This window comes from Paracidovorax wautersii (genome assembly GCF_031453675.1).
Taxonomy (GTDB): Bacteria; Pseudomonadota; Gammaproteobacteria; order Burkholderiales; family Burkholderiaceae_C; genus Paracidovorax.
In genome coordinates this window covers 4,180,064-4,201,303 of the sequence record NZ_JAVIZX010000001.1, presented here as the reverse complement: position 1 = coordinate 4,201,303, position 21,240 = coordinate 4,180,064, and the positions used below count along the sequence as shown (strand labels likewise).

General features: G+C 68.6%; 20 protein-coding genes. 10 read left to right on the top strand and 10 right to left on the bottom strand.

The annotated features are described in order from the left end of the window. The first annotated feature begins 88 nt into the window (after positions 1-88). Together QE399_RS18935 and QE399_RS18930 are read left to right on the top strand one after the other, a co-directional pair. Complete coding sequence (locus QE399_RS18935; RefSeq protein WP_309831213.1) at positions 89-448, top strand: translation initiation factor Sui1; 360 nt, start codon at positions 89-91, stop codon at positions 446-448. A 4-nt stretch (positions 449-452) separates the two neighbouring features. Further along, a complete protein-coding gene (locus QE399_RS18930; RefSeq protein ID WP_309831212.1) occupies positions 453-683 on the top strand; it encodes a DUF3820 family protein in 231 nt (76 codons plus the stop codon). 38 nt (positions 684-721) lie between these two features. Here the strand turns inward: QE399_RS18930 and ytfE are convergent, their stop codons facing one another. Further along, positions 722-1,462 (bottom strand): iron-sulfur cluster repair protein YtfE, encoded by a 741-nt coding sequence (ytfE, locus tag QE399_RS18925; protein ID WP_309831211.1) that lies wholly within the window; start codon positions 1,460-1,462, stop codon positions 722-724. A gap of 88 nt (positions 1,463-1,550) precedes the next feature. Here ytfE and QE399_RS18920 point away from each other — a divergent pair, with 88 nt between their 5' ends. Then, positions 1,551-2,021 (top strand): RrF2 family transcriptional regulator, encoded by a 471-nt coding sequence (locus tag QE399_RS18920; protein WP_309831210.1) that lies wholly within the window; start codon positions 1,551-1,553, stop codon positions 2,019-2,021. A gap of 54 nt (positions 2,022-2,075) precedes the next feature. On the opposite strand, the gene QE399_RS18915 is transcribed toward QE399_RS18920, so the two are convergent. Then, the gene (locus tag QE399_RS18915) at positions 2,076-2,978 is read right to left on the bottom strand and encodes an HTH-type transcriptional regulator ArgP (protein ID WP_309831208.1); all 903 of its coding nucleotides are present in this window, start codon (positions 2,976-2,978) and stop codon (positions 2,076-2,078) included. A gap of 70 nt (positions 2,979-3,048) precedes the next feature. Between QE399_RS18915 and QE399_RS18910 the strand changes: the two genes are divergently transcribed. Both QE399_RS18910 and QE399_RS18905 read left to right on the top strand, forming a co-directional pair. Further along, positions 3,049-3,699, top strand: coding sequence for a LysE/ArgO family amino acid transporter (locus tag QE399_RS18910; RefSeq protein ID WP_309831206.1), 651 nt, complete (start codon positions 3,049-3,051; stop codon positions 3,697-3,699). A 110-nt stretch (positions 3,700-3,809) separates the two neighbouring features. Continuing rightward, positions 3,810-4,202 (top strand): hypothetical protein, encoded by a 393-nt coding sequence (locus tag QE399_RS18905; protein WP_309831204.1) that lies wholly within the window; start codon positions 3,810-3,812, stop codon positions 4,200-4,202. A 169-nt stretch (positions 4,203-4,371) separates the two neighbouring features. Here QE399_RS18905 and QE399_RS18900 read toward each other — a convergent pair whose 3' ends face one another. The 5 genes from QE399_RS18900 to mfd form a co-directional block, all read right to left on the bottom strand. Then, complete coding sequence (locus tag QE399_RS18900; protein WP_309831202.1) at positions 4,372-5,160, bottom strand: MetQ/NlpA family ABC transporter substrate-binding protein; 789 nt, start codon at positions 5,158-5,160, stop codon at positions 4,372-4,374. A 239-nt stretch (positions 5,161-5,399) separates the two neighbouring features. After that, a complete protein-coding gene (serB, locus tag QE399_RS18895; protein ID WP_309831200.1) occupies positions 5,400-6,113 on the bottom strand; it encodes a phosphoserine phosphatase SerB in 714 nt (237 codons plus the stop codon). A gap of 172 nt (positions 6,114-6,285) precedes the next feature. Continuing rightward, the gene (locus QE399_RS18890) at positions 6,286-7,269 is read right to left on the bottom strand and encodes a Bug family tripartite tricarboxylate transporter substrate binding protein (protein ID WP_309831198.1); all 984 of its coding nucleotides are present in this window, start codon (positions 7,267-7,269) and stop codon (positions 6,286-6,288) included. Positions 7,270-7,407: 138 nt separating this feature from the next. After that, positions 7,408-8,070 (bottom strand): hypothetical protein, encoded by a 663-nt coding sequence (locus QE399_RS18885; RefSeq protein WP_309831196.1) that lies wholly within the window; start codon positions 8,068-8,070, stop codon positions 7,408-7,410. Between the two features lie 51 nt (positions 8,071-8,121). Continuing rightward, entirely contained in the window at positions 8,122-11,607 is a 3,486-nt protein-coding gene (mfd, locus tag QE399_RS18880; protein ID WP_309832193.1) for a transcription-repair coupling factor, read from the bottom strand. Between the two features lie 428 nt (positions 11,608-12,035). On the opposite strand from mfd, the gene QE399_RS18875 reads away from it, so the two are divergent. Together QE399_RS18875 and ispF are read left to right on the top strand one after the other, a co-directional pair. After that, the gene (locus tag QE399_RS18875; RefSeq protein ID WP_309831194.1) at positions 12,036-12,890 is read left to right on the top strand and encodes an IspD/TarI family cytidylyltransferase; all 855 of its coding nucleotides are present in this window, start codon (positions 12,036-12,038) and stop codon (positions 12,888-12,890) included. Positions 12,891-12,936: 46 nt separating this feature from the next. Then, positions 12,937-13,422 carry a 2-C-methyl-D-erythritol 2,4-cyclodiphosphate synthase gene (ispF, locus tag QE399_RS18870; RefSeq protein ID WP_309831192.1) on the top strand — a complete coding sequence of 162 codons (486 nt, stop codon included), beginning with the start codon at positions 12,937-12,939 and terminating at the stop codon, positions 13,420-13,422. 232 nt (positions 13,423-13,654) lie between these two features. Here the strand turns inward: ispF and QE399_RS18865 are convergent, their stop codons facing one another. Further along, entirely contained in the window at positions 13,655-15,154 is a 1,500-nt protein-coding gene (locus QE399_RS18865) for a sensor histidine kinase (protein ID WP_309831190.1), read from the bottom strand. A 106-nt stretch (positions 15,155-15,260) separates the two neighbouring features. Beyond that, positions 15,261-15,992, bottom strand: a complete 732-nt coding sequence (ompR, locus tag QE399_RS18860; RefSeq protein ID WP_309831188.1) for an osmolarity response regulator transcription factor OmpR — start codon at positions 15,990-15,992, stop codon at positions 15,261-15,263. Positions 15,993-16,268: 276 nt separating this feature from the next. Here ompR and QE399_RS18855 point away from each other — a divergent pair, with 276 nt between their 5' ends. Next, complete coding sequence (locus QE399_RS18855; protein WP_405043938.1) at positions 16,269-16,925, top strand: SIMPL domain-containing protein; 657 nt, start codon at positions 16,269-16,271, stop codon at positions 16,923-16,925. A 159-nt stretch (positions 16,926-17,084) separates the two neighbouring features. Here the strand turns inward: QE399_RS18855 and QE399_RS18850 are convergent, their stop codons facing one another. Then, on the bottom strand, positions 17,085-17,867 hold the full coding sequence (locus QE399_RS18850) for a 3-hydroxybutyrate dehydrogenase (RefSeq protein ID WP_309831184.1): 783 nt from the start codon (positions 17,865-17,867) through the stop codon (positions 17,085-17,087). A gap of 69 nt (positions 17,868-17,936) precedes the next feature. On the opposite strand from QE399_RS18850, the gene QE399_RS18845 reads away from it, so the two are divergent. Then, positions 17,937-18,899, top strand: a complete 963-nt coding sequence (locus QE399_RS18845; RefSeq protein ID WP_309831182.1) for an alpha/beta fold hydrolase — start codon at positions 17,937-17,939, stop codon at positions 18,897-18,899. Between the two features lie 50 nt (positions 18,900-18,949). Continuing rightward, positions 18,950-21,139, top strand: coding sequence for a RelA/SpoT family protein (locus QE399_RS18840; RefSeq protein WP_309832192.1), 2,190 nt, complete (start codon positions 18,950-18,952; stop codon positions 21,137-21,139). The last annotated feature ends 101 nt before the right edge of the window (positions 21,140-21,240 follow it).

Sequence of the window (21,240 nt, the reverse complement as noted above, 5' to 3'; positions counted from 1 at the left end):
CTCTTCCCGCCATCGCCGTGTCGCTGTCTCGCTCCTTCCCTTGCGCCCCTGTGGGCTTCCAGGCCGCTCTGCCTTTGCGGAGGCCGGCATGCGCCTGAGCGATCTGGGCGGCCTGGTCTATTCCACCGACGCCGGGCGCATGTGCCCCGGCTGTCGGCAGCCGGTCGGCCAGTGCACCTGCCGCGCTGCGCAGGCCGTGCCGCAGGGCGACGGCATCGTGCGCGTCTCCCGCGAGACCAAGGGCCGTGGCGGCAAGGCCGTCACCGTGGTGCGCGGCGTGCTGCTGGCCGAGCTGGAGCTGGTGGCGCTGGGCAAGCAGCTCAAGGCCGCCTGCGGCACCGGGGGCACGGTGAAGGACGGCGTGATCGAAGTGCAGGGCGACCACGTGGAGCGCGTGATGGACGCGCTGAAGAAGCTGGGCCACACCGTCAAGCGCGCGGGCGGCTGAGGCCATGGACCCGCAGCAACTGCAGCGCCTGCTGACCGTGGAAATGCCCTTCGGCAAGCACCAGGGCACGCTGATCGCCGACCTGCCCGGCAACTACCTGAACTGGTTCGCCCGCGAAGGCTTTCCGCCCGGCGACATCGGCCGCCTGCTGGCGCTGATGCACGAGATCGACCACAACGGCCTGTCGGACCTGCTGGCGCCGCTGCGGGCGGCAGCGGCCCGGCGCCCGCGCTGAGCGGCGGCGCCCTGGCGGCCGTCCGCGCGCCGGGCGCCTTACTGGCAACCGCAGCCCGATCCCGATCCACAGCCCTGAGCGGGTGCGGTCGTTGCGGATGCCGCCTCGAACTGCGGAAACAGCAGGTTGTTCTCCAGATGGATGTGCTGCACCAGGTCGTCGCTGAACTGGCCGATCCCGGTGTACAGGGCACGCCACGTGTTGCAGGCGCCCTGGGGAGGCGTGGCGTCGTGTGTGAGGGCTGCCAGCTGCTCCAGTGCTTCGCCGTGGGTGGTGTGCTCCCTGCGCATCACCTGGATGGGCTGGTCCACGAAGGGATTGCCGCCCGCCTGCAGGGCCGGGAACAGGATGGCCTCTTCCTTGTGCATGTGCGAGAGCAGTTCGTCGTGGATGTCCTCGAGCAGATCGGCCAGCCCGGCCGGCACGTCGGGATGGCCGCGGTGCACGGCCTCTACGCGGCGCGCCATGCGGATCAGCTCGGGCAGCTGTTCGCGGTGGACGGCGTGGTAGCGCTGGAGCAGGTGGCCGATCAGCTGGGCAGGGTCTCCGATGGCGGGCGCCTCGGCCGGGTGCTGCAGAGCCGACAGCTCGGCCAGCAGGGCCTCCATGTCCAGGCCCTTGTCTGCGGCCGCCTGCTGCAGGCTCACGTGGCCGCCGCAGCAGAAGTCGAGCTTGTGGCGGCGAAAGACGGCGGTGGCGCCGGGCAACTGCACGGCGATCTGGCCGATGGGCTGGCGGGCATCAATGGCAGATGCGGAGGAGGGAAGCCGGGCGTTCATGGCGGTCCTTAAAGATTCATTTGGTGTGAATATTTTATTCAATAAAATGCACGCGTTCTGCATATTTATCCTGACCCAAGGCAAACCGATGCGGCTGACCCAATGGACCGACTACACGCTGCGCGTGCTCATGTACTGCGCGGCGACGCAGGGGCGCGAGCAGCCCGTGACCATCACCGAGATTGCCGAGCAGCATGGCATCTCGCGCAGCCACCTGACCAAGATCGTCCAGGAACTGTCGGCCCGCGGCCTGCTGGAAACCATGCGCGGGCGGGGCGGCGGCATGCGGTTGCTGATGGCGCCGCAGGAGATCAATCTGGGCGCCTTGGTGCGCACCACCGAGACCGATTTCGACATGGTGGAATGCTTCAACGGCGAGACCAACCTGTGCCGGCTCGACGGCCGCTGCCACCTCAAGGGCGTGCTGCACCAGGCCACCGCCGCCTATCTGGCGGTGCTCGACGGCTTGACGTTGGCGGATCTGGTGCCGCCGCGCGGGGCTGCCGTTACGCCATCGCGCAAGATCCGCTGGGTGCCGGGCCTGCCCCAGCCGGCCTGAACCGGGCTGCGGCCTTCTGCGGCCTTCCCCGAGCCATGTAGGACGCGCGCCGGCTCAGTCCACGTCCAGCCAGTCCTGCGCCGCGGCCATCACGCACTGCGTGAGCCGCTCCAGCCCGGCCTGTGCGGTGCGCGGATGGGCCCAGTACATGGGCACGGGCATGGCGGTTCCCGGAGCGAACTCCACCAGAACGCCGCTGTCCAGCTGTTCGCGGATGAGGATGGTCGGGTGCATGCCCCAGCCCATGCCTTCCTCGCAGGCGCGCACGTAGGCGTAGTTGCTGGGCAGGTAGTGCTTGGGCGGGTGCCGGCGCGAGGCCAGGCCCTGCTGGTGCATCCACTGGTCCTGCAGCCGGTCCTTGCGGCCATAGGCCATCAGGGGCGCGGTGGCGAGCGCGTCGCCCGAGACGCCGGCGGCGAAGTGCTGCGCCACGAACTCCGGACTGGCCGCGGCCACATAGCGCATGGTGCCCAGCGGCCAGGTGTTGCAGCCGGCGATGGGCGTGCCCGTGGCGGTGACGGCGGCGATCACCTCGCCTTCGCGCAGGCGCTGCGCCGTGTGTTCCTGGTCGTCGATGCGCACGTCCAGCAGCTCGTTGCCGCCGGCCGTGAAGCTGGACATGGCGTCCATGAACCAGGTGGACAGCGAGTCGTCGTTGACGGCCAGCTTGACGGTGGGGGCGGGCGCCTGCGTGTCGGGCATGAGGTCGGGATTGGCCCGGCGCAGCTGGTTCTCCAGCAGCGCGACCTGCTCCACGTGCAGGCACAGGCGGCGCCCGGCCTCGGTGCCCGTGCAGGGCGTGCCGCGCTGCACCAACACCTGGCCGACCCGCTCCTCCAGCTGCTTCACGCGCTGCGAGATGGCCGAGGGCGTCACGTGCAGCTTGCGTGCCGCGCGTTCGAAGCTGCCCTCGCGCACCACGGCCGCGAGGGCTTCCAGTCCGGCGTAGTCGAGCATGTAGCGTTGCTTAATATGGGTTAGATGATTTAAGTTTACTTAAATTGTGCGTCTACCCAGAATCGGCTGCATGTGGACCTCTTCCTTTTCTTCGGCTGCCGTTTCCTCGTCCTGGCTGGCGGGCTTCACCGTCTGCCTTTCGCTGCTCGTCTCCATCGGCGCACAGAACCTCTATGTGCTGCGCCAGGCCGTGGCGGGGCGGCATGTGCGGGCCTGCGTGGTCTGGTGCGTGGTGAGCGACGCACTGCTGGTGGCCCTGGGCGTGGCGGGCATGGCGCGGTTGCTGGGCAGCTCGCCCACGCTGGCGCACTACCTCAGCCTGGGCGGCGCGCTGTTCCTGTTTGCCTACGGCGTGTTCGCCTGGCACCGGGCGTGGTTCGCTACCGGCGGCGGCCTGGATGCGGAGGGCAGCCGGGCCGAGCGTGGCGTGATCGGGGTGCTGAGCGCGCTGGCGGTCATCACCTTGCTCAACCCCCACGTGTACCTGGACACCGTCGTGCTGATCGGCTCCATCGGCGCTCGGCAGGACGGCGGCCTCAAATGGGTCTTCGTGGTCGGGGCGGCATCCGCCAGCCTGATGTGGTTCCTGCTGCTGGCCCTGGCCGGCCGCAAGCTGAAGGGCGTGTTCGCCAACCCCACGGCGTGGCGGGTGCTGGACGGCCTCACCGGCGTGATGATGTTCGTGCTGGCGTGGTGGGTGGGCCGCAGCCTGTGGGATTGAGCGCGGACCGCGGCGCTGCCTGAGCACGGGACGCCGCTCCGGCGAATCCGGCTGACGCGCGCCGCATGGCGCACTGGCCACACTGGGGGCCTCTCAACCAGGAGCTCTCCATGCAATCGATGGTTCGCTGCGTTTTGGCGGGCAGCATGGCCCTGACGGGCGTGCTGGCCGCGGCCCAGGGCCTCTATTCGCCGGCTTCCGTACCGGGGCTGCGGCCCGGCGCGCCCGCCACCTTGGAACCGGCGCCTGCCGGCTCTGCCGGGCCTGCGCCCTTGGCCGCGCAGACGCCGGCGCAGACGGCCGACCCGGCGCCGGCCCTGTGCCCGGCACAGTCGCCCGACGTGCCCGCCGCCCAGGCCCCGGCACAGACGCGCGCGGCCCCCACCGCGCAGACGCCGGCGCAGACCCGTGCCGCGCAGCCGGCCCTGACGCCTGCCCAGACCCCGGCGGCACCGCCGTCCGCCACGCCGGCGCAGACTACGGCGTCGGTGCCATCGCTCTAAGCCGTCGCGAACCCATCGACATGGGCGCTGCACGCTGCATGGCAGCGACCGGCGCTTTGGAAGCGGATGGTGGGTGTGGCCGCCCAGGCCTGCTTCAGGCAGAAAAAAAGCGCTGCCATGGCAGCGCTTTCGGTGGTGGTCCAGAGGCCGGCCTTGCGGCCCCCCGCGGTCAGAACGCGGGAACGATCGCGCCCTGGTACTTGTCCTGGATGAACTTCTTCACTTCCGGCGTGTGCAGGGCCTTCACGAGCTTCTGGATGCTGGGATCATTCGCGCGGTCCTTGCGGGCGGCGATGAAGTTGGCGTAGGGCGAATCGGCCGATTCGATGAACAGCGCGTCCTTCGTCGGATTGAGCTTGGCTTCGATCGCGTAGTTGGTGTTGATCAGCGCCAGGTCCACGTCGTCCAGCGCGCGGGGCAGCAGCGCGGCCTCCAGTTCGCGGAACTTGAGCTTCTTGGGATTCTTGACGATGTCCACCGGCGTGGCGGTGATGTTCTTCGGGTCCTTCAGCTTGATCAGGCCCTGCTTCTGCAGCAGGATCAGCGCGCGTCCGGCGTTGGACGGGTCGTTGGGGATGGTCACCGTGGCGCCGTCCTTCAGCGCAGAAACCGCCTTGATCTTCTTCGAGTAGCCGCCAAAGGGCTCCACATGCACCTTGCCGTCCGGCACGGCGACGATGCTGCTCTTGCGGTCCTTGTTGTAGCTGTCCAGGTAGGGCTGGTGCTGGAAGAAGTTGGCGTCCAGCTGCTTGTCTTCCACCGCCGCGTTGGGCTGGATGTAGTCGCTGAATTCGCGCACCTGCAGGTCCACGCCCTGGGCCTTGAGCTGGGGCTTCACGAAGTTCAGGATCTCGGCGTGCGGCACGGCCGAGGCGGCCACCTTCAGGACGGCATCAGCGGCCTGTGCGCTGAAGGCAAGGGTGGCGATGGCAAGGGCGGAGAGCGTTTTCTTCAACATGGCGATCGGCTTTCAGGGAGAGGGTTGCGGCGTGCACGACGGCTCGGAAGGCCGTCTGCATGGGCCACAGTGTAATTCCCTGAAATGGTGCGTCGGACGTTTTTATTTTCATATTGATATAACGCGTCGCTCTCTTATGTGGCGATCGGGTGGTATCAATATTCATGTGAAAGTGCCTCTGGCTCTCGTGGGTAAAGCGCAGGTAGCTATCTATTCAATAGCGCGTGGCGTTCCGCGGATCAGCGCAGCACTTCCAACAGCCGATCCAGCCCGCCCTCGTTGATGGCCACCTTGGCCTGCGCACGCACGGCGGGCTTGGCGTGGTAGGCCACGGACAGGCCGGCGGCGCCCATCATCGGCAGATCGTTGGCGCCGTCGCCCACGGCGATGGCCTGCGACGGGTCAATGCCCATCAGCGAGGCCACTTCCAGCAGCGTGCGGCGCTTCTCGGCGCCATCGCAGATGTCGCCCCAGGGCTGGTCCACCATGCGGCCCGTGAGCAGGCCGCCTTCCACTTCCAACCGGTTGGAACGCGCGAAGTCGATGCCCAGGCCGGCCTTCACGCGGTCCGAGAAGAAGGTGAAGCCACCCGAGACGAGCAGCGTGGTCAGGCCCGCGGCCTTGGCGGCGTCGATCAGCTCGCGCGCGCCGGGGTTGAAGCGCAGCCGCTCGGTGAACACGCTTTCCAGATGCGACACGCTCACGCCCCGTAGCAGGGCCACGCGCTGGCGCAGGCTTTCCTTGTAGTCGGTGATCAGGCCCTGCATGGCGGCTTCCGTGATGGCGGCCACCTCGGCCTTGCGGCCCGCGGCATCGGCGATCTCGTCCACGCATTCGATGTTGATCAGCGTAGAGTCCATGTCGAACGCGATGAGTTTGAAGTCCGACAGGCGCAGCGGGGGCTGGATGCCTTGGATGACGAGGCCGGGGGCGAATGCGGTGGGAGCGCTCATGGGAATCGGGCGGGCGAAGAGGTGGGTGGACGGCGGCTGGCCTGCACATGGGGCCCTGCAAGGGCGGGGCGGCGGCAGGTGGCGTACGCCAAAGCGGGGGATTATCCCTGCCCCCGCACGGGCCCAGCCGCCAGCGTTGTCGCCCTGCCTGCCTGTCTGTCTGCCTTGTGGGCTACTGGGGGGTGAGTCCGGCGGCCTTCACCAGTTCGGAATGCACGCGGATCTCCTGCGCGATGCTGTCCTTGAGCTGCTCGCCCGTGCCCGGTGCCACTTCCATGCCGTTGGCGGCCAGCCTGGTGGCCGTGTCGCCCGCCAGTGCCGCGTGGGCGGCGCGTTGCAGCTTGTCGAGGATGGGCTGCGGCGTACCGGCAGGGGCCAGCAGGCCGACCCAGGCGGACAGCTCCACCTGCGCGACGCCGCTCTCGGCCATCGTCGGCACGCCGGGCAGCAGCGGCGATCGCTTCGGGCCCATCAGGGCCACCGGGTGCAGCTTGCCCGACTGGATGTGCGGCAGGGCCTCGGGCAGTACCGCGAAGAGCATGTCCACCTGGCCGGACAGCGTGTCGTTGATGGCCGGTGCGCCGCCCTTGTAGGGCACGTGGAGCATGCGCGCGCCCGTGCGGGTGCTGAACATCAGGGCCGCCAGATGCTGCGGGCTGCCGTCGCCGGACGAGGCGTAGGTCAGTCGGCCCGGCGCGGCCCGTGCGCCAGCCAGCACGGCGGCCACATCGGGAAACTTCTGCGCGTCCTTCACCACCAGCACCATGGGCTGGTTCACCAGTTTGGTGATGGGCACGAAGTCGGCCTGCGGGTCGTACGGCAGCGTCTTGAAGATGCTCTTGTTGGTGGTGAGGAACGATGCGGGCGACACCATCAGCGTGTAGCCGTCCGGCGCCGCCTTGGCCACCAGCGGCGTGCCGATCTGGCCCGATGCGCCGGCCTTGTTGTCCACCACGAAGGGCTGGCCCAGGTCGGCCGCCATTTTCTGGGTGACCATGCGGGCGATCATGTCGGCGCTGCCACCGGCGGGCAGCGCGACGATCACCTTCACCGGCCGCTCCGGGTAGCCGGCCTGGGCCAGCGCCTGCGGGGCCAGGGCCGCGGCGCACAGCGCCCAGGCCAGGGCAAAGAAGGAACAGGGATGGGGATGGGACATGGCAGCTCCAGCGCGGAATAGGGATGGAAGCTGCCAAGCAATTCCTGCACCTGCCGGTGGAGAGGTGCTCCACCGCGCCGCGCGTGCTGCCGGTTTGCTATTTTTTGTATAGCTGCATGCGCTTATTTATCAGGCGCCTCAAGGCTTTTTGGCCTGAAGATACAGGGCGTCGGACCAGGTCGCCAGCCATTCGGGCTTGAAGGCCACGAACACCGCGCACAGCATGCCCGTGACCACCGCGTCGCCCCAGGCCATGAGCCAGCGCGCCACCAGCGACAGGTGCGCGCCCACGCCGGGCAGCGTGTGCCCCATCCACTGCGACAGCGTGCTGGCCGCGAACAGGCACAGCGCCGTCCCCAGAAACGCCCGGCCCAGCACGTACACGAAGAGCCGCGTGCCCGTGACCCGCCGCAGCAGCACGCCGAGGAGCAGCGCGAAGGTGGCCGGCACCACGCCGTTCCACACCGCCAGCCCGAGGGCGTCGGGCCAGGCGAGCGTGGGCGACAGCAGGCCGGCGATGCCCGCCACCGCCAGCAACACCGGCACCGCCAGCGGCCAGCCCAGCAGGAGCGCCACCAGGCAGGCGCCCGACCACTGCAGCTGCAGCGGCATGGCGTGCAGCGTGGGCAGGGCCCATGCCCAGGGCAGCATCACCAGCGTGGCCAGCAGCGGGGTGAGCAGGGGCGAGGCGGCGCGCGTGCCGGGCTCGCCGGGCACCGCGCGGCTGCCCAACAGGCGCCAGGGCCGCACGGCCAGGGCGCCCGCCAGCGCGGCCAGGGCGATCAGGGTTTCGAGGAGCATGGTGGGCGGTGCCGCGGCCCCGTGAAGGGATCGGCCGGCCGGCCCAGCCTATCAGGCCGGTGCGCCCTGCGCCAGCGGCTGCCCCAGGCTGCGCAGCACGTCCCGCACCATTTGCGCACGGTCCTTGACCTCGGGCAATTCGCGCTCGATGCGCAGTTTCTCGTTGCCGGCCAGCTTGATGTGCTTGTTCTTCTGGATCAGGTGGATGATGGCCATCGGATCGACCGGCGGCTGCGGCTTGAAGGTGATGGTGATCACGCCGGGGGCGGCGTCCACCTTCACCACGCCATACGGCTGGCTCAGCGTGCGCAGCCGGTGCACGTCGATCAGCGTCTGTGCCTGCGGCGGTAGCTTGCCGAAGCGGTCCACGATCTCTTCCAGCAGCGCGTCGATCTGGTCGTTGGTCTTGGCCGTGGCCAGCTTCTTGTAGAACGACAGGCGCAGGTGCACGTCGCCGCAGTAGTCGTTGGGCAGCAGTGCGGGCGCGTGCAGGTTGATGTCGGTAGTGACGGACAGCGGCGCCAGCAGGTCGGGCTCCTTGCCCGCCTTGAGCGAGCGCACGGCCTCCGACAGCATCTCGTTGTAGAGCTGGAAGCCCACCTCCAGCATGTTGCCGCTCTGGTTCTCGCCCAGCACCTCGCCCGCGCCGCGGATTTCCAGGTCGTGCATGGCGAGGTAGAAGCCGCTGCCCAGCTCTTCCATCTGCTGGATGGCGTCGAGCCGCTGCGCGGCCTGCTTGGTCAGGCCCTCGGTGTCGGGCACCATGAGGTAGGCGTACGCCTGGTGGTGCGAGCGCCCGACGCGGCCGCGCAGCTGGTGCAACTGAGCCAGGCCGAACTTGTCGGCGCGGCTCATGATGATGGTGTTGGCCGTGGGCACGTCGATGCCGGTCTCGATGATGGTCGAGCACAGCAGGATGTTGTAGCGCTGCGCCACGAAGTCGCGCATGACCTTCTCCAGCTCACGCTCGGGCATCTGGCCGTGGGCCACGGCGATGCGGGCCTCGGGCAATATCTCTTCGAGCTTCTGGCGCCGGTTCTCGATGGTCTCCACCTCGTTGTGCAGGAAGTAGCACTGCCCGCCGCGCTTCAGTTCACGCAGCACCGCCTCGCGGATCACCCCCGTGCCCTCGTTGCGCACGAAGGTCTTGATGGCCAGGCGCCGCTGCGGCGCGGTGGCGATCACGGACAGGTCGCGCAGGCCCTCCAGCGCCATGCCCAGCGTGCGCGGGATGGGCGTGGCCGTGAGCGTGAGCACGTCCACCTCGGCGCGCAGCGCCTTCATCTGTTCCTTGTGGCGCACGCCGAAACGGTGTTCCTCGTCGATGATGAGCAGGCCCAGGTTGTGGAACTTGGTCGATTCGCTCAAGAGCTTGTGCGTGCCCACCACGATGTCCACCGTGCCGTCGCCGATGCCCTTGATCGCCGACGTGATCTCCTTGCCCGACCGGAACCGCGACACCTCCGCCACCTTCACCGGCCACTTGCTGAAGCGGTCCACCAGCGTCTGGTAGTGCTGCTCGGCCAGCAGCGTGGTGGGCGCGAGAAAAGCCACCTGCTTGCCGCCCGTGACGGCCACGAAAGCTGCGCGCAGGGCCACTTCGGTCTTGCCGAAGCCCACATCGCCGCAGACCAGCCGGTCCATGGGGCGGGGCGAGATCATGTCCTGGATGACGGCGTGGATGGCCGCGTTCTGGTCGGCCGTCTCCTCGAAGCCGAAGTCGTTGGCGAACTGCTCGTAGTCTTGCGGGCTGTAGCGGAAGGCATGGCCCTCGCGCGCCGCGCGGCGCGCGTAGATGTTGAGCAGTTCGGCGGCGGAATCGCGCACCTGTTCGGCGGCCTTGCGCTTGGCCTTCTCCCATTGGCCGCTGCCCAGCTTGTGCAGCGGGGCCTCGTCGGCGGAAACGCCCGTGTAGCGGCTGATGAGCTGCAGCTGGCTCACCGGAACGTACAGCACGGCCTTGTCGGCGTATTCGAGGTGCAGGAACTCCTGCATCGCCGGCGTGCCGTCGGGGTTCTTCTGGCCCACGTCCATGTGGATCAGTCCGCGGTAGCGGCCGATGCCGTGCGCGCTGTGCACCACCGGGTCGCCCAGCGTCAGTTCGGACAGGTCCTTGATCAGCGCCTCGACATCGCTGACCTGCTCCTGCTTCTTGCGCCGGCGTGTGGTGGCGCCCGCGGCGAACAGTTCGGTCTCGGTGACGAAGTCGATGCCGTCTTCCAGCCAGGCGAAGCCGTTGGCGAGCGCGGCGGTGGCGATGCCGATCTTCTCGTCCGCGCTGCCCTGGAACTCGGCCAGCGAATCGAACGCGGGCGGGTTGAGCTGCGAAGCGCGCAAAAAGTCCAGCAGGCTCTCGCGCCGGCCGTCGCTTTCGGCCAGCAGCAGCACGCGGTGCTGGGTGTTGCGAAGGTGCGTGTGCAGGCGTGCCAGCGGGTCTTCGGCGCCGCGCACCACCGACAAATCGCCCAGCTTCTGGAAGTGCGCGTTGTCGGCGATGTCTTCCACGCCGGGACGCAGCGCCAGCTGGGCGTGCGTGTTGGCCCGGGTGTAGAACTGTTCGGTGCCCAGGAACAGCGATTCCGGCGGTAGCGCCGGGCGGTCGGGGTCGCCCTGCACCAGGCGGAAGCGCTCCTTCGTGTCTTGCCAGAAGCGCTGGAAGGCCGGCTCCAGGTCGCCGTGCAGCACCACCGTGGCTTCGTCTCCAAGGTAGTCGAACACGGTGGCCGTCTCGTCGAAGAACAGCGGCAGGTAGTACTCGATGCCGGCGGTGGCCACGCCGTTGCCCATGTCCTTGTAGATGCGGCTCTTGGTCGGGTCGCCCTCCAGCAGTTCGCGCCATCGGCTGCGGAATTTCGCGCGCGCCGCGTCGTCCATCGGGAACTCGCGGCCGGGCAGCAGGCGCACTTCGGGCACGGGGTACAGGCTGCGCTGGCTGTCGGGGTCGAAGGTGCGGATCGAGTCGATCTCATCGTCGAACAGATCCACGCGGTACGGCACCAGCGAGCCCATCGGGAACAGGTCGATCAGCCCACCGCGCACCGCGTATTCGCCCGGGCTCACCACCTGCGACACATGGCTGTAGCCCGCCAGCGTGAGCTGCGCCTTGAACTTGGCCTCGTCCAGCTTCTGCCGGGCCTTGAAGTGGAAGGTGTAGCCCGCCAGAAACGACGGCGGCGCGAGCCGGTACAACGCCGTGGTGGCTGGCACCAGCACCACGTCGGCGCCGGTCTCGTGGTCTTTCTGGCTGATGCGCCACAGCGTCGCCAGCCGCTCGCTGATCAGGTCCTGGTGCGGCGAGAAGGTGTCGTAGGGCAGGGTCTCCCAGTCGGGAAACAGCGCGCAGCGCAGGCCGGGCGCGAAGAAGCCGATCTCGTCGATCAGGCGCTGCGCATCCGTCGCATCGGCCGTGACGATGGCGACGGTGCGGCGCTGGGCTTTCTCGCGCTCGCCCAGGCGCGCCAGCAGCAGGGCGTCGGCGCTGCCCACGGGGCGGGGCAGGGTGAATCGTTTTCCGGGGGAGAGTTTGGGGAGTTCCATGCGGGAGACGCTGTGGTCGGTGGCCGGGTCCGGGCCCTGGGCGCGGACGCGCGCGCAGCGGGGCTGCACACCAGCAGCCTCGGGCATTTTAAGAGCCTGCGCTGGCAGGACTCGGCCGCATCCGCCCGTCGGGGGCACATGGGGGCGCGGCGCGCCGGTTGCAAGCCTTTCTGGATTTTTGCTATTGAAAGAGTAGCTATGTGCGCTTGTATCTGTTGTGCTAGAGCCCTAAAAGACCCCGAAGCCGTATCGAAAGACGGAAAGTCTTCGCGGCAGCGGCGGCAAGAGGGCTGCTCTCCCGGTGCCCACGCGATCCAGACCAGAGCCGTGTCTGCAGCACGCGCCGCGGCAGCCGCTTTTGCCAGCCGGCAAGGGGCCACGGGGCGACCCCTGGAAGATCGTGACCAGGCTCTTAGAATGCGCCCTCCATGACCGCCCACCCGCTGACCTCGTTGCCGCCTCCGCCCCTGTCCGTGTCCGGCCGCTTCTGGGCGCTGGTGCCCTGCGCGGGCGTTGGCGCACGGGCCGTGCCCACGGGCGATGCCGCTGCCGCGGTCCGCACCGGGGCGGATGGTGCGCCCCTGCCCAAGCAGTACCAACCGGTGGCGGGGCTTCCGATGGTGCTGCACACGCTGGCTGCCTTTACCGGCGTGCACCGGCTGCTGGGCACGCTGGTGGCGGTGGCGCCGGGCGACGGCTTTCTGCAGGCGCATGCCGTGGCGGGCTGCTTCGTCGCGCCCTGCGGCGGCGCCACGCGGGCCGACACGGTGCTCGGCGGGCTGCAGGTGCTGGCCGAGCGCGGCGCGCAGGACGACGACTGGGTGCTGGTGCACGATGCGGCGCGCTGCCTGGTGACCACCGCGCAGATCGACGCGCTCATCGATGCCTGCGCCGGCGACAGCGTGGGCGGGCTGCTGGCGCACAAGCTGGCCGACACGCTCAAGACCGCCAGCGATGGCCCCGGCGGCGTGCGCGTGGCCTCCACCATCGACCGCAGCGACAAGTGGCTGGCGCAGACGCCGCAGATGTTCCGGCTCGGCCCGCTGCGCGAGGCGCTGCGCCGGCTCGGCCCGGCCGCGACCGACGAGGCCAGCGCCATGGAGGCCATGGGCCTGCACCCGCGCCTGGTGCCCGGCGGCGCGCAGAATTTCAAGGTGACCTACCCGGAAGACTTCGCCCTGGCCGAGGCCGTGCTCGCGCAGCGCATGCACGCCGCCACGCTGGAGCGCTTCGGCGGGCACCGCGGCCAGGCTTCGCCGCTGCCCGGCAAGACCATCTTCTGACGGCCGGCGCCGCCAACACCACAACGAACGAACAGGATCGCATTCCATGGATTTCCGAATTGGCGAAGGCTGGGACGTGCACGCCCTGGCCGAGGGCCGCAAGCTCATCATCGGCGGCGTGGAGATTCCGCATACCGTGGGCCTGCTCGGCCATTCCGATGCCGACGTGCTGCTGCACGCCATCACCGATGCGCTGCTGGGCGCGGCTGCTCTGGGCGACATCGGCCGCCACTTTCCCGACGCCGATCCAGAGTTCAAGGGCGCGGACTCGGTGGTGCTGCTGGTGGAGGCGGCGCGCCGCGTGCGCGCCAAGGGCTACGAGATCGGCAACATCGACAGCACCGTGATTGCGGAGGCGCCGAAGCTCGCGCCGCACATTCCCGGCATGCGCGCGCGCATCGCCGGGGCGCTGGGGCTGGACATCGACCAGGTCAACGTGAAGGCCAAGACGGCCGAGCGCATGGGCCCGGTGGGCGAGGGCAAGGCCATGGAGGCACGCGCCGCCACGCTGCTGGTGCGCAAGGTAGGCTGAGGACGCGTTGGCGATCCCGCAAGGGATCGCCTTCCAACCCCGGAGGGCCGCGGAGTGGCGGGTGGTCTGCAGCGCTTCGGCGCTGGTCGACAGCAGGACGAGCCACCGTGCACTGCGGCTTGCACCCCTTCTGACCACGCCGCTTTGCGCCCGCTGAGAGATCGCAGACACGTTCTAAGCGCCATCGCCGGGCACAGGCCGGGGGCAGGGCCTGTGGCTTCCCGCCTTGCCGTCAGGTGAGTTGGCCGGAGACGGTTTCCTTCGGCGGCAGGTGGCGCTTGATCTGCGGGCGCTGCAGGCGCTGCTTGGGGTCCTTGCCGGCAGGCAGGTCGGCGCGCTGCAGCTGGATGTGCGCCACCAGCCCGCCCGAGGCCGAATTGGCCAGCGCGAAGATGCCGCCCATGCGCTGCACCGTCTTGTCCACGATCGAAAGGCCCAGGCCCGCCCCCGCCGCCGCCGTACGTGCCGAGTCTCCGCGGAAGAACGGCTTGGTCAGGTTGGCCAGCTGCTCGGGCGACACGCCCGGGCCGTGGTCGCGCATCTTCACCAGCACCCATTTCTCGCGGCCCTTGGCTGCGATGTCCACCGTCGTGGTGCCGGTCTCGGGGTTCTTGCCGTAGCGGCGGGCGTTCTCCAGCAGGTTGGAGATCACGCGCGCCAGCTCCACCTCGTCGGCCATCACGTTCAGGTCCTCGGGCACGCCGGACATGGTGATCTGCAGTTCGCGGTGGTCCTGCACGGCGTACACGCAGGACGACACCACCGCATGCAGGTTCACCGGCGTGAGCGTCACGGTGTCGGGCCGTGCGTAGTCCAGGAATTTGTCGATGGTGGCATCGAGCTGCACGATGTCGGCCACCATGTGCTCGCGCGCCACGTCGTCGGTCACGCTCATCTCGGTTTCCAGCCGCAGGCGGGCCAGCGGGGTGCGCAGATCGTGGGAGATGCCGGCCAGCATCACGGCGCGGTCCTGCTCCAGCTTGGCAAGTTTCTGCGCCATGCGGTTGAAGCCGATGTTCACCTCGCGGATCTCGTTGGTCACCGCCTCTTCGTCGAGCTGGCTGGCCGCGAAGTCGCCGTCACGCACGCGGTTGGCGGCATACGACAGCTGCTTGAGCGGGCGGTTGATCAGCCGTGCGATGGCGGCAGCGCCAGCCAGCGACAGTGCCGCGGCGGTGATGAGCCAGATCATCCAGGTCTTGCCGCCGGCCGTGCTCAGGCGCGACGGATCCAGCAGCAGCCAGTTGGGGTCGCCGTTGATGGTGAAGCCCACCCACAGGCCACTCTCGCCATTGACATTGCTGGCCACGATGGTGCCGGGGCCCAGGCGCAGGCTCAGCTCCTCGGTCAGTCGGTTGCCCAGAGCGCCTTCGTTGACCAGTTCGAACTTGTCGCCCGGCTCGCGCGGCAGGATGCGCACGCCCTCCTGGTCGGCCATGGTCTTGATGAGGGAGACCCGGGCAATGGCGTCGGCATGCACCAGCGCCGCCCGGCTCAGGTTGACCAGCGAGGCGATCTGCTGCGCCGTCTGCAGCGTGCGGGGTTCGAACTCCAGCGCGCGCAGCGTCTGCAGCCACGCCAGGATGCTCCCCACCAGCAGCAGGGCCAGCAGGAAGAAGGTGCGCCAGAAAAGATTGAGCCCCACGCGCGCGCGCTGGGGCCGTTTGCGGCTGGGAGTCTCCAGCGGAGCCGGGCTGGTCGCGTCCGAGGAGGCGTCGTACGAAGCGCTCATGTCGTGTGGGGAAGGTCGAAGTCACCGCAGAAGGAGGGGCGGCGGAGCGGACTGCGTGCCCGCCACCGCCGCGGTGCGCCTGCTGCGGCGCGGGAAAGGCGGCAGGTCAGCTCGTTCCATCCGGCACGAACACGTAACCCACGCCCCACACCGTCTGGATGTAGCGGGGCGCGGCGGCGTCCACCTCGACCAGCTTGCGCAGGCGCGAGACCTGCACGTCCAGGCTGCGGTCGAACGGCTCGAACTCGCGGCCGCGGGCCAGCAGGGCGAGCTTTTCGCGCGACAGCGGCTGGCGGGGGTGGCGCACCAGGGCCTTGAGCATGGCGAATTCGCCGGTGGTCAGCGGCAGTTCCTCGCCGTTCTTCTGCAGCGCGCGGGTGCCCAGGTCGAAGGTGAAGGGGCCGAAGGTCACGACCTCGTTGTCGCCGGAAGGCGCGCCGGGCGCTTCCTGCGGCGGGCGGCGGCGCAGCACGGCGTGGATGCGGGCCAGCAGCTCGCGCGGGTTGAAGGGCTTGCCCAGGTAGTCGTCCGCACCCACTTCCAAGCCGACGATGCGGTCCACGTCCTCGCCCTTGGCGGTCAGCATGATGATGGGCGTGCGGTCGTTGGCGGCGCGCAGGCGGCGGCAGATGGACAGGCCGTCTTCGCCGGGCATCATCAGGTCAAGCACGATCAGGTCGACGGTTTCACGCAGCAGGATGCGGTTGAGGGCCTTGCCGTCTTCCGCCACCATGACTTCGAAGCCTTCCTGCGTGAGATAGCGGCGCAGCAGATCACGGATGCGCGCGTCGTCGTCCACGACGAGAACTTTGTCGGTACGGTTGGTTGTTGAGGCCATTTCTTTCCCAAGTCCAATTTGTAACAGAGCCGATTCTGACCACGTCGCAGCTGTAAGTTCGCGTTTTTGAAGGGTTTTTGACTAACTGTTACAAATCTTGCGCCGTCTCGCACTGGCGCTATCGGCCCTTCACGAAGCAGCCTGGGAAGAGCGGTTACCGTGTCATGGCGCAGGCGTCTGGCTGCCTGCGATCACTGATCCAAAGGACTGACAATGACGAAGAACATTAAAAAAATGATAGCGGCAACTGCTTTGCTGGCGAGCGCTGCAGGCGTAATGGCTCAGGAATCCCATGTGCCCCCGCTGCAGAACGTGCTGCAGCTGTCGGCCGCCGGTACGGTCGAGGTGCAGCAGGATCTGCTGGTGCTGACCCTGGCCACCACCAAGGAGGCCGCAGACGCCGGCCAGGTGCAGACGCAGCTCAAGCAGGCGCTTGACTCGGCGCTCGCAGAGGCCAAGCGCAATGCGCAGGCCGGCCAGATGGATGTGCGCACGGGCGGCTTCGGACTGTTCCCGCGCTATGGCAAGGACGGCAAAATCACCGGCTGGCAGGGCCGCGCCGAGCTGGTGCTGCAGGGCCGCGACTTCGCCCGCATCACCTCCACCGCGGGGCGCATCCAGACCATGCCGATCAGCCAGGTGGCGTTCGATGTGTCTCCCGAAGCGCGCGCCAAGGTGGAGGGCGAGGCCCAGACCCGCGCGATCGAGCAGTTCAAGGCCCGCGCGACCGATCTGGCCAAGGGCTTCGGCTTTGCCGGCTATACGCTGCGCGAGGTCTCGGTGAACAGCAACGAGATGATCCCCGGCCCGCGCCCACGCATGATGGCCATGGAGGCCAAGGCGGCGTCGATGTCCGCCGACGCGCCGGTGCCAGTCGAGGCCGGCAAGGCACAGGTCGTGGTGAATGTGTCCGGTTCCGTCCAGCTGCGCTGATGAACGAGCGCCGGGGCGCCGAATGCAAAAGGGGCGCCCCGGCCTCAGATTTTGAGGTGTTTTAGGCCTCTGGCGCTTATCCAGTAAGCGCAGGCAGCTATCAATGATGTAGCAATCGAGGCATGGACGCGGCAGCGCACGGATTGCCCGTGCGCCGGCTCATTGGGCAGCCCAGCCGCCGTCCATGTTCCAGGCCACGCCGCGCACGTTGTTGGCCGCCGCCGAGCAGAAGAACACCGCCAGCTCGCCCAGTTCCTCGGGCGTGGTGAACTGCATGGAGGGCTCTTTCTCGCCCAGCAGCAGCTTCTTGGCGTCCTCGTTCGACAGGCCGTGCTCCGCGGCCTTGGCATCCACCTGCTTCTGCACCAGCGGCGTGAGCACCCAGCCCGGGCAGATCGCGTTGCAGGTGATGCCGGTGGTGGCGTTCTCCAGTGCCGTCACCTTGGTCAGGCCCACGATGCCGTGCTTGGCGGCCACGTAGGCCGACTTCTGCGCCGAGCCCACCAGGCCGTGCACCGACGCCACGTTGATGATGCGGCCCCAGCCGGCGGCCTGCATGGAGGGCAGTGCGAGGCGCGTGGTGTGAAAGGCGCTGGTCAGGTTGATGGCGATGATGGCGTCCCACTTCTCCACCGGAAACTGCTCGACCGGCGCCACGTGCTGGATGCCGGCGTTGTTGACCAGGATGTCCACGCGGCCGAACTGGCTCGCGCTGTACTTCAGCATGTCCTCGATGTCCGCCGCGCGGCTCATGTCGGCGCCGTGGTAGGCCACCTGTGCCCCTGCGGCCTGGCCGGCCTGCAGCACCTCGGCGCGCGGGCCGTCCACATCGCCGAAACCGTTGAGCACGATGTTCGCACCCTGGCGCGCCAGCGCCTTCGCGATACCGAGGCCAATGCCGCTGGTGGAACCGGTGACGAGGGCAGTCTTGCCTTTGAGCATGTGAGTCTCTCCGAATGAATTAGGATGAACGAGAACATTATCGAGGGGCACTCTGGCGCCCGCGTTTCCATGATTGAACCTACGCTGAACTACGTACATTGCCCCGCGCCCGATGCCGTTGCATCGGCCTCCGCCGGGCAGGCCCCCGCGGCGGGGCACCGCATGGCGTATTGGGAGTGGAACGCGACGGGCAACCCGGCCCATCCGCACGTCATCGTCTGTGTGCATGGCCTGTCCCGGCAGGGACGGGACTTCGACGTGCTGGCCCGCCGGCTGAGCCAGCACGCCCGCGTGGTTTGTCCCGATGTGGTGGGCCGCGGGCAGAGCGACTGGCTGGCCGATCCGCAGGGCTACCAGGTGCCCGTGTATGCGGCCGACATGCTGGCCTTGCTGGCGCAACTGCACCACCAGGCGCCCATCGCCACGCTCGATTGGGTGGGCACGAGCATGGGTGGGCTGATCGGCCTGGGCGTGTGCGGCCAGCCGGGACTGCCGCTGCCCGTGCCGGTGCGCCGGCTGGTGCTCAACGACGTGGGGCCCGCCATCGAGTGGCAGGCGCTGCAGCGCATCGGTACCTACCTGGGGCGGCCGGTGCAGTTCGCCTCGCGCGAGCAGGCGGCCGATGCCTTGTGGCTGATCTCGCAGAGCTTCGGACCGCACACGCCCGAAGCGTGGCAGGCGCTGTCGCAGGCCATGGTGCGGCCCGGCCCTGAAGGTGGCTGGGTGCTGCACTACGACCCGGCCATTGCCGAACCCTTCCGCGCACTGACCGAAGATGCCGCGCGGGCCGGCGAGGCGCTGCTGTGGCAGCTGTACGACCAGGTCCAGGCCCAGGTGCTGCTGCTGCGCGGCGCGCAATCGGATCTGCTCTCGACCGCCACGGCGCAGCAGATGGCGCAGCGCGGCCCGCGGGCGGAGCTGGTGGAATTCGCGGGGGTGGGGCACGCGCCCACGCTGGTCGCGCCGGATCAGGTGGCCGTGGTGGAGCGATTCCTGCTGGGTGCTGATGCGGGAGAGGCGGCCACGGCATGAAGAGCCATCCCGTATCCAACGCAGCGGGCCACGCAGCCGGGCTTGCCGTGATGCGCCAGGACGCCGTGCCGCAGCTCATCACGGCCACGGCCCACGCGCTGCCCGAGCAGGTGGATGCGCTGGTGCGCGCCCGTGCGTTCGCAGAGCCGCTGCTGATCGGCGAGACGCTGGAAACCGGCGAGAACACGCTGGCCCATGCCGACGCGGTGGCGGCCATCCTCAAAGGCATCGGTGGCTCCGAGGCCATGCAGGCGGCCAGCTACCTGGTGCATGCCTGCTCGCACCTGAACAAGCCCGAGGAGGTCATCAGCAAGGCCTTCGGCGAGCACTTCGCGGCCCTGGCGGTGGAAACCACCAAGCTCATGCGCGTGCAGCAGCAGGCGCGGGAGGCGCGCGTGGCGGGGCTGCAGGTGGACGATCCTGCCACGCAGACCGAAAACATCCGCAAGATGCTGCTGGCGTTCTCGCGCGATCTGCGCGTGGTCATGCTGCGCCTGGCCTCTCGCCTGCAGACGCTGCGCTTCTACGCGGCCAGCAAGCGGCCGGTGTCGCCCGGCATTGCGCGCGAGGCGCTGCAGGTCTTCGCCCCGCTGGCCAACCGGCTGGGTATCTGGCAGATGAAGTGGGAGCTGGAGGACCTGTCCTTCCGCTTCCTGGAGCCCGATACGTACAAGGAGATCGCCCGCCTGCTCGACGAGAAGCGGGCCGAGCGCGAGCTGTACATGGAGCAGCTGCGCGGCCGGCTGGAGTCCGAACTGCGCAGCCGCAGCATCAGCGCCAGCGTGCAGGGCCGGCCCAAGCATATCTACAGCATCGTCAAGAAGATGCGCGGCAAGTCGCTCAACTTCGACCAGGTGTTCGACATCCGCGCGCTGCGCGTGGTCGTGCCCTCGGTCAAGGACTGCTATGCCGCCCTGTCGTGGGTGCACCAGCACTTCCACCCGGTCGAGGCGGAGTTCGACGACTACATCGCCAAGCCCAAGCCCAACGGCTACCAGTCGCTGCACACGGTGGTGCGCGACGACCACGGCAAGGCGATCGAGATCCAGATCCGCACACAGGCCATGCACGACCACGCCGAGCACGGCGTGGCGGCGCACTGGGCCTACAAGGAAGCCGGCACCAAGGGCTACGCCGGCGTGACCGCCAGCAGCGAGTACGACGCCAAGATCGCCGTGATGCGCCAGCTGCTCGCCTGGGAGCGCGACCTGGTCGGCTCGGCCCGGCACAGTGGCCTGTTCGAGGACCGCATCTATGTGCTGACGCCCGACGCCGCCGTGGTCGAGCTGCCGCAGGGCGCCACGCCGGTGGACTTCGCCTATGCGGTGCACACCAGCGTGGGCCACCGCTGCCGGGGCGCGCGCATCGATGGCGCGATGGTGCCGCTGAACACGCCACTGCAGAACGGGCAGACGGTGGAGATCACCACGGTGAAGGAAGGGCGGCCGTCCCGCGACTGGCTCAACCCCGAACTGGGCTATCTGACCAGCCACCGTGCACGCGCCAAGGTGCGTGCCTGGTTCAATGCCCAGGCCACGCACGAGACCGTCGCGCGTGGCCGCGAGGCGGTCGAAAAGCTGCTGCAGCGCGAAGGCAAGACGGCGCTGAAGCTTGACGACCTGGCTGTGCAGCTGGGATTCAAATCGGCCGACGCGCTGTTCGAAGTGGTGGGCAAGGACGAGTTCTCCGTGCGTACCATCGAGGCGCTGCTGCGCCCGCCCGAGCCGGTGATCGCACCGGACGACCAGTTGCTGCTCAAGAAATCGCGGCACGGCGACAGCGCGCCCAAGGGCGGCGTGCTGGTCGTAGGCATCGACTCGCTCATGACGCAGCTGGCCAAGTGCTGCAAGCCGGCGCCGCCGGACGAGATCCGCGGCTTCGTCACCCGTGGCAAGGGCGTGAGCGTGCACCGTTCCGATTGCAGCAACTTCCGGGAAATGCAGGCACGCAATGCGGAGCGGGTGATCGAGGTCGAATGGGGCTTGCCCAAGGCGGCGGTCGGCGCCGCGCTGTACCCGGTGGACGTGGCGGTGGAGGCCTCAGACCGGCAGGGCCTGCTACGCGATATCTCCGAGGTGTTCGCGCGCGAGAAGACCAACGTGATCGGCGTGCAGACGCAGTCCGTCAAGGGCACGGCATGGATGACGTTCACCGTGGAAGTGTCCGACGCGGGCCGGCTGAACAAGGTGCTGGGCATCGTCGCGTCGGTGCAGGGCGTGCGCTCCGCACGGCGTCGCTGAGCCGCGCAGCGGAGCGGAGCGCTGCATGCGTGGTTTCACAAATTCCGCGCAGTCGCCGAAAGCCGGATTTTTTACTGCTACAATCTCGCTTCTCGAATACA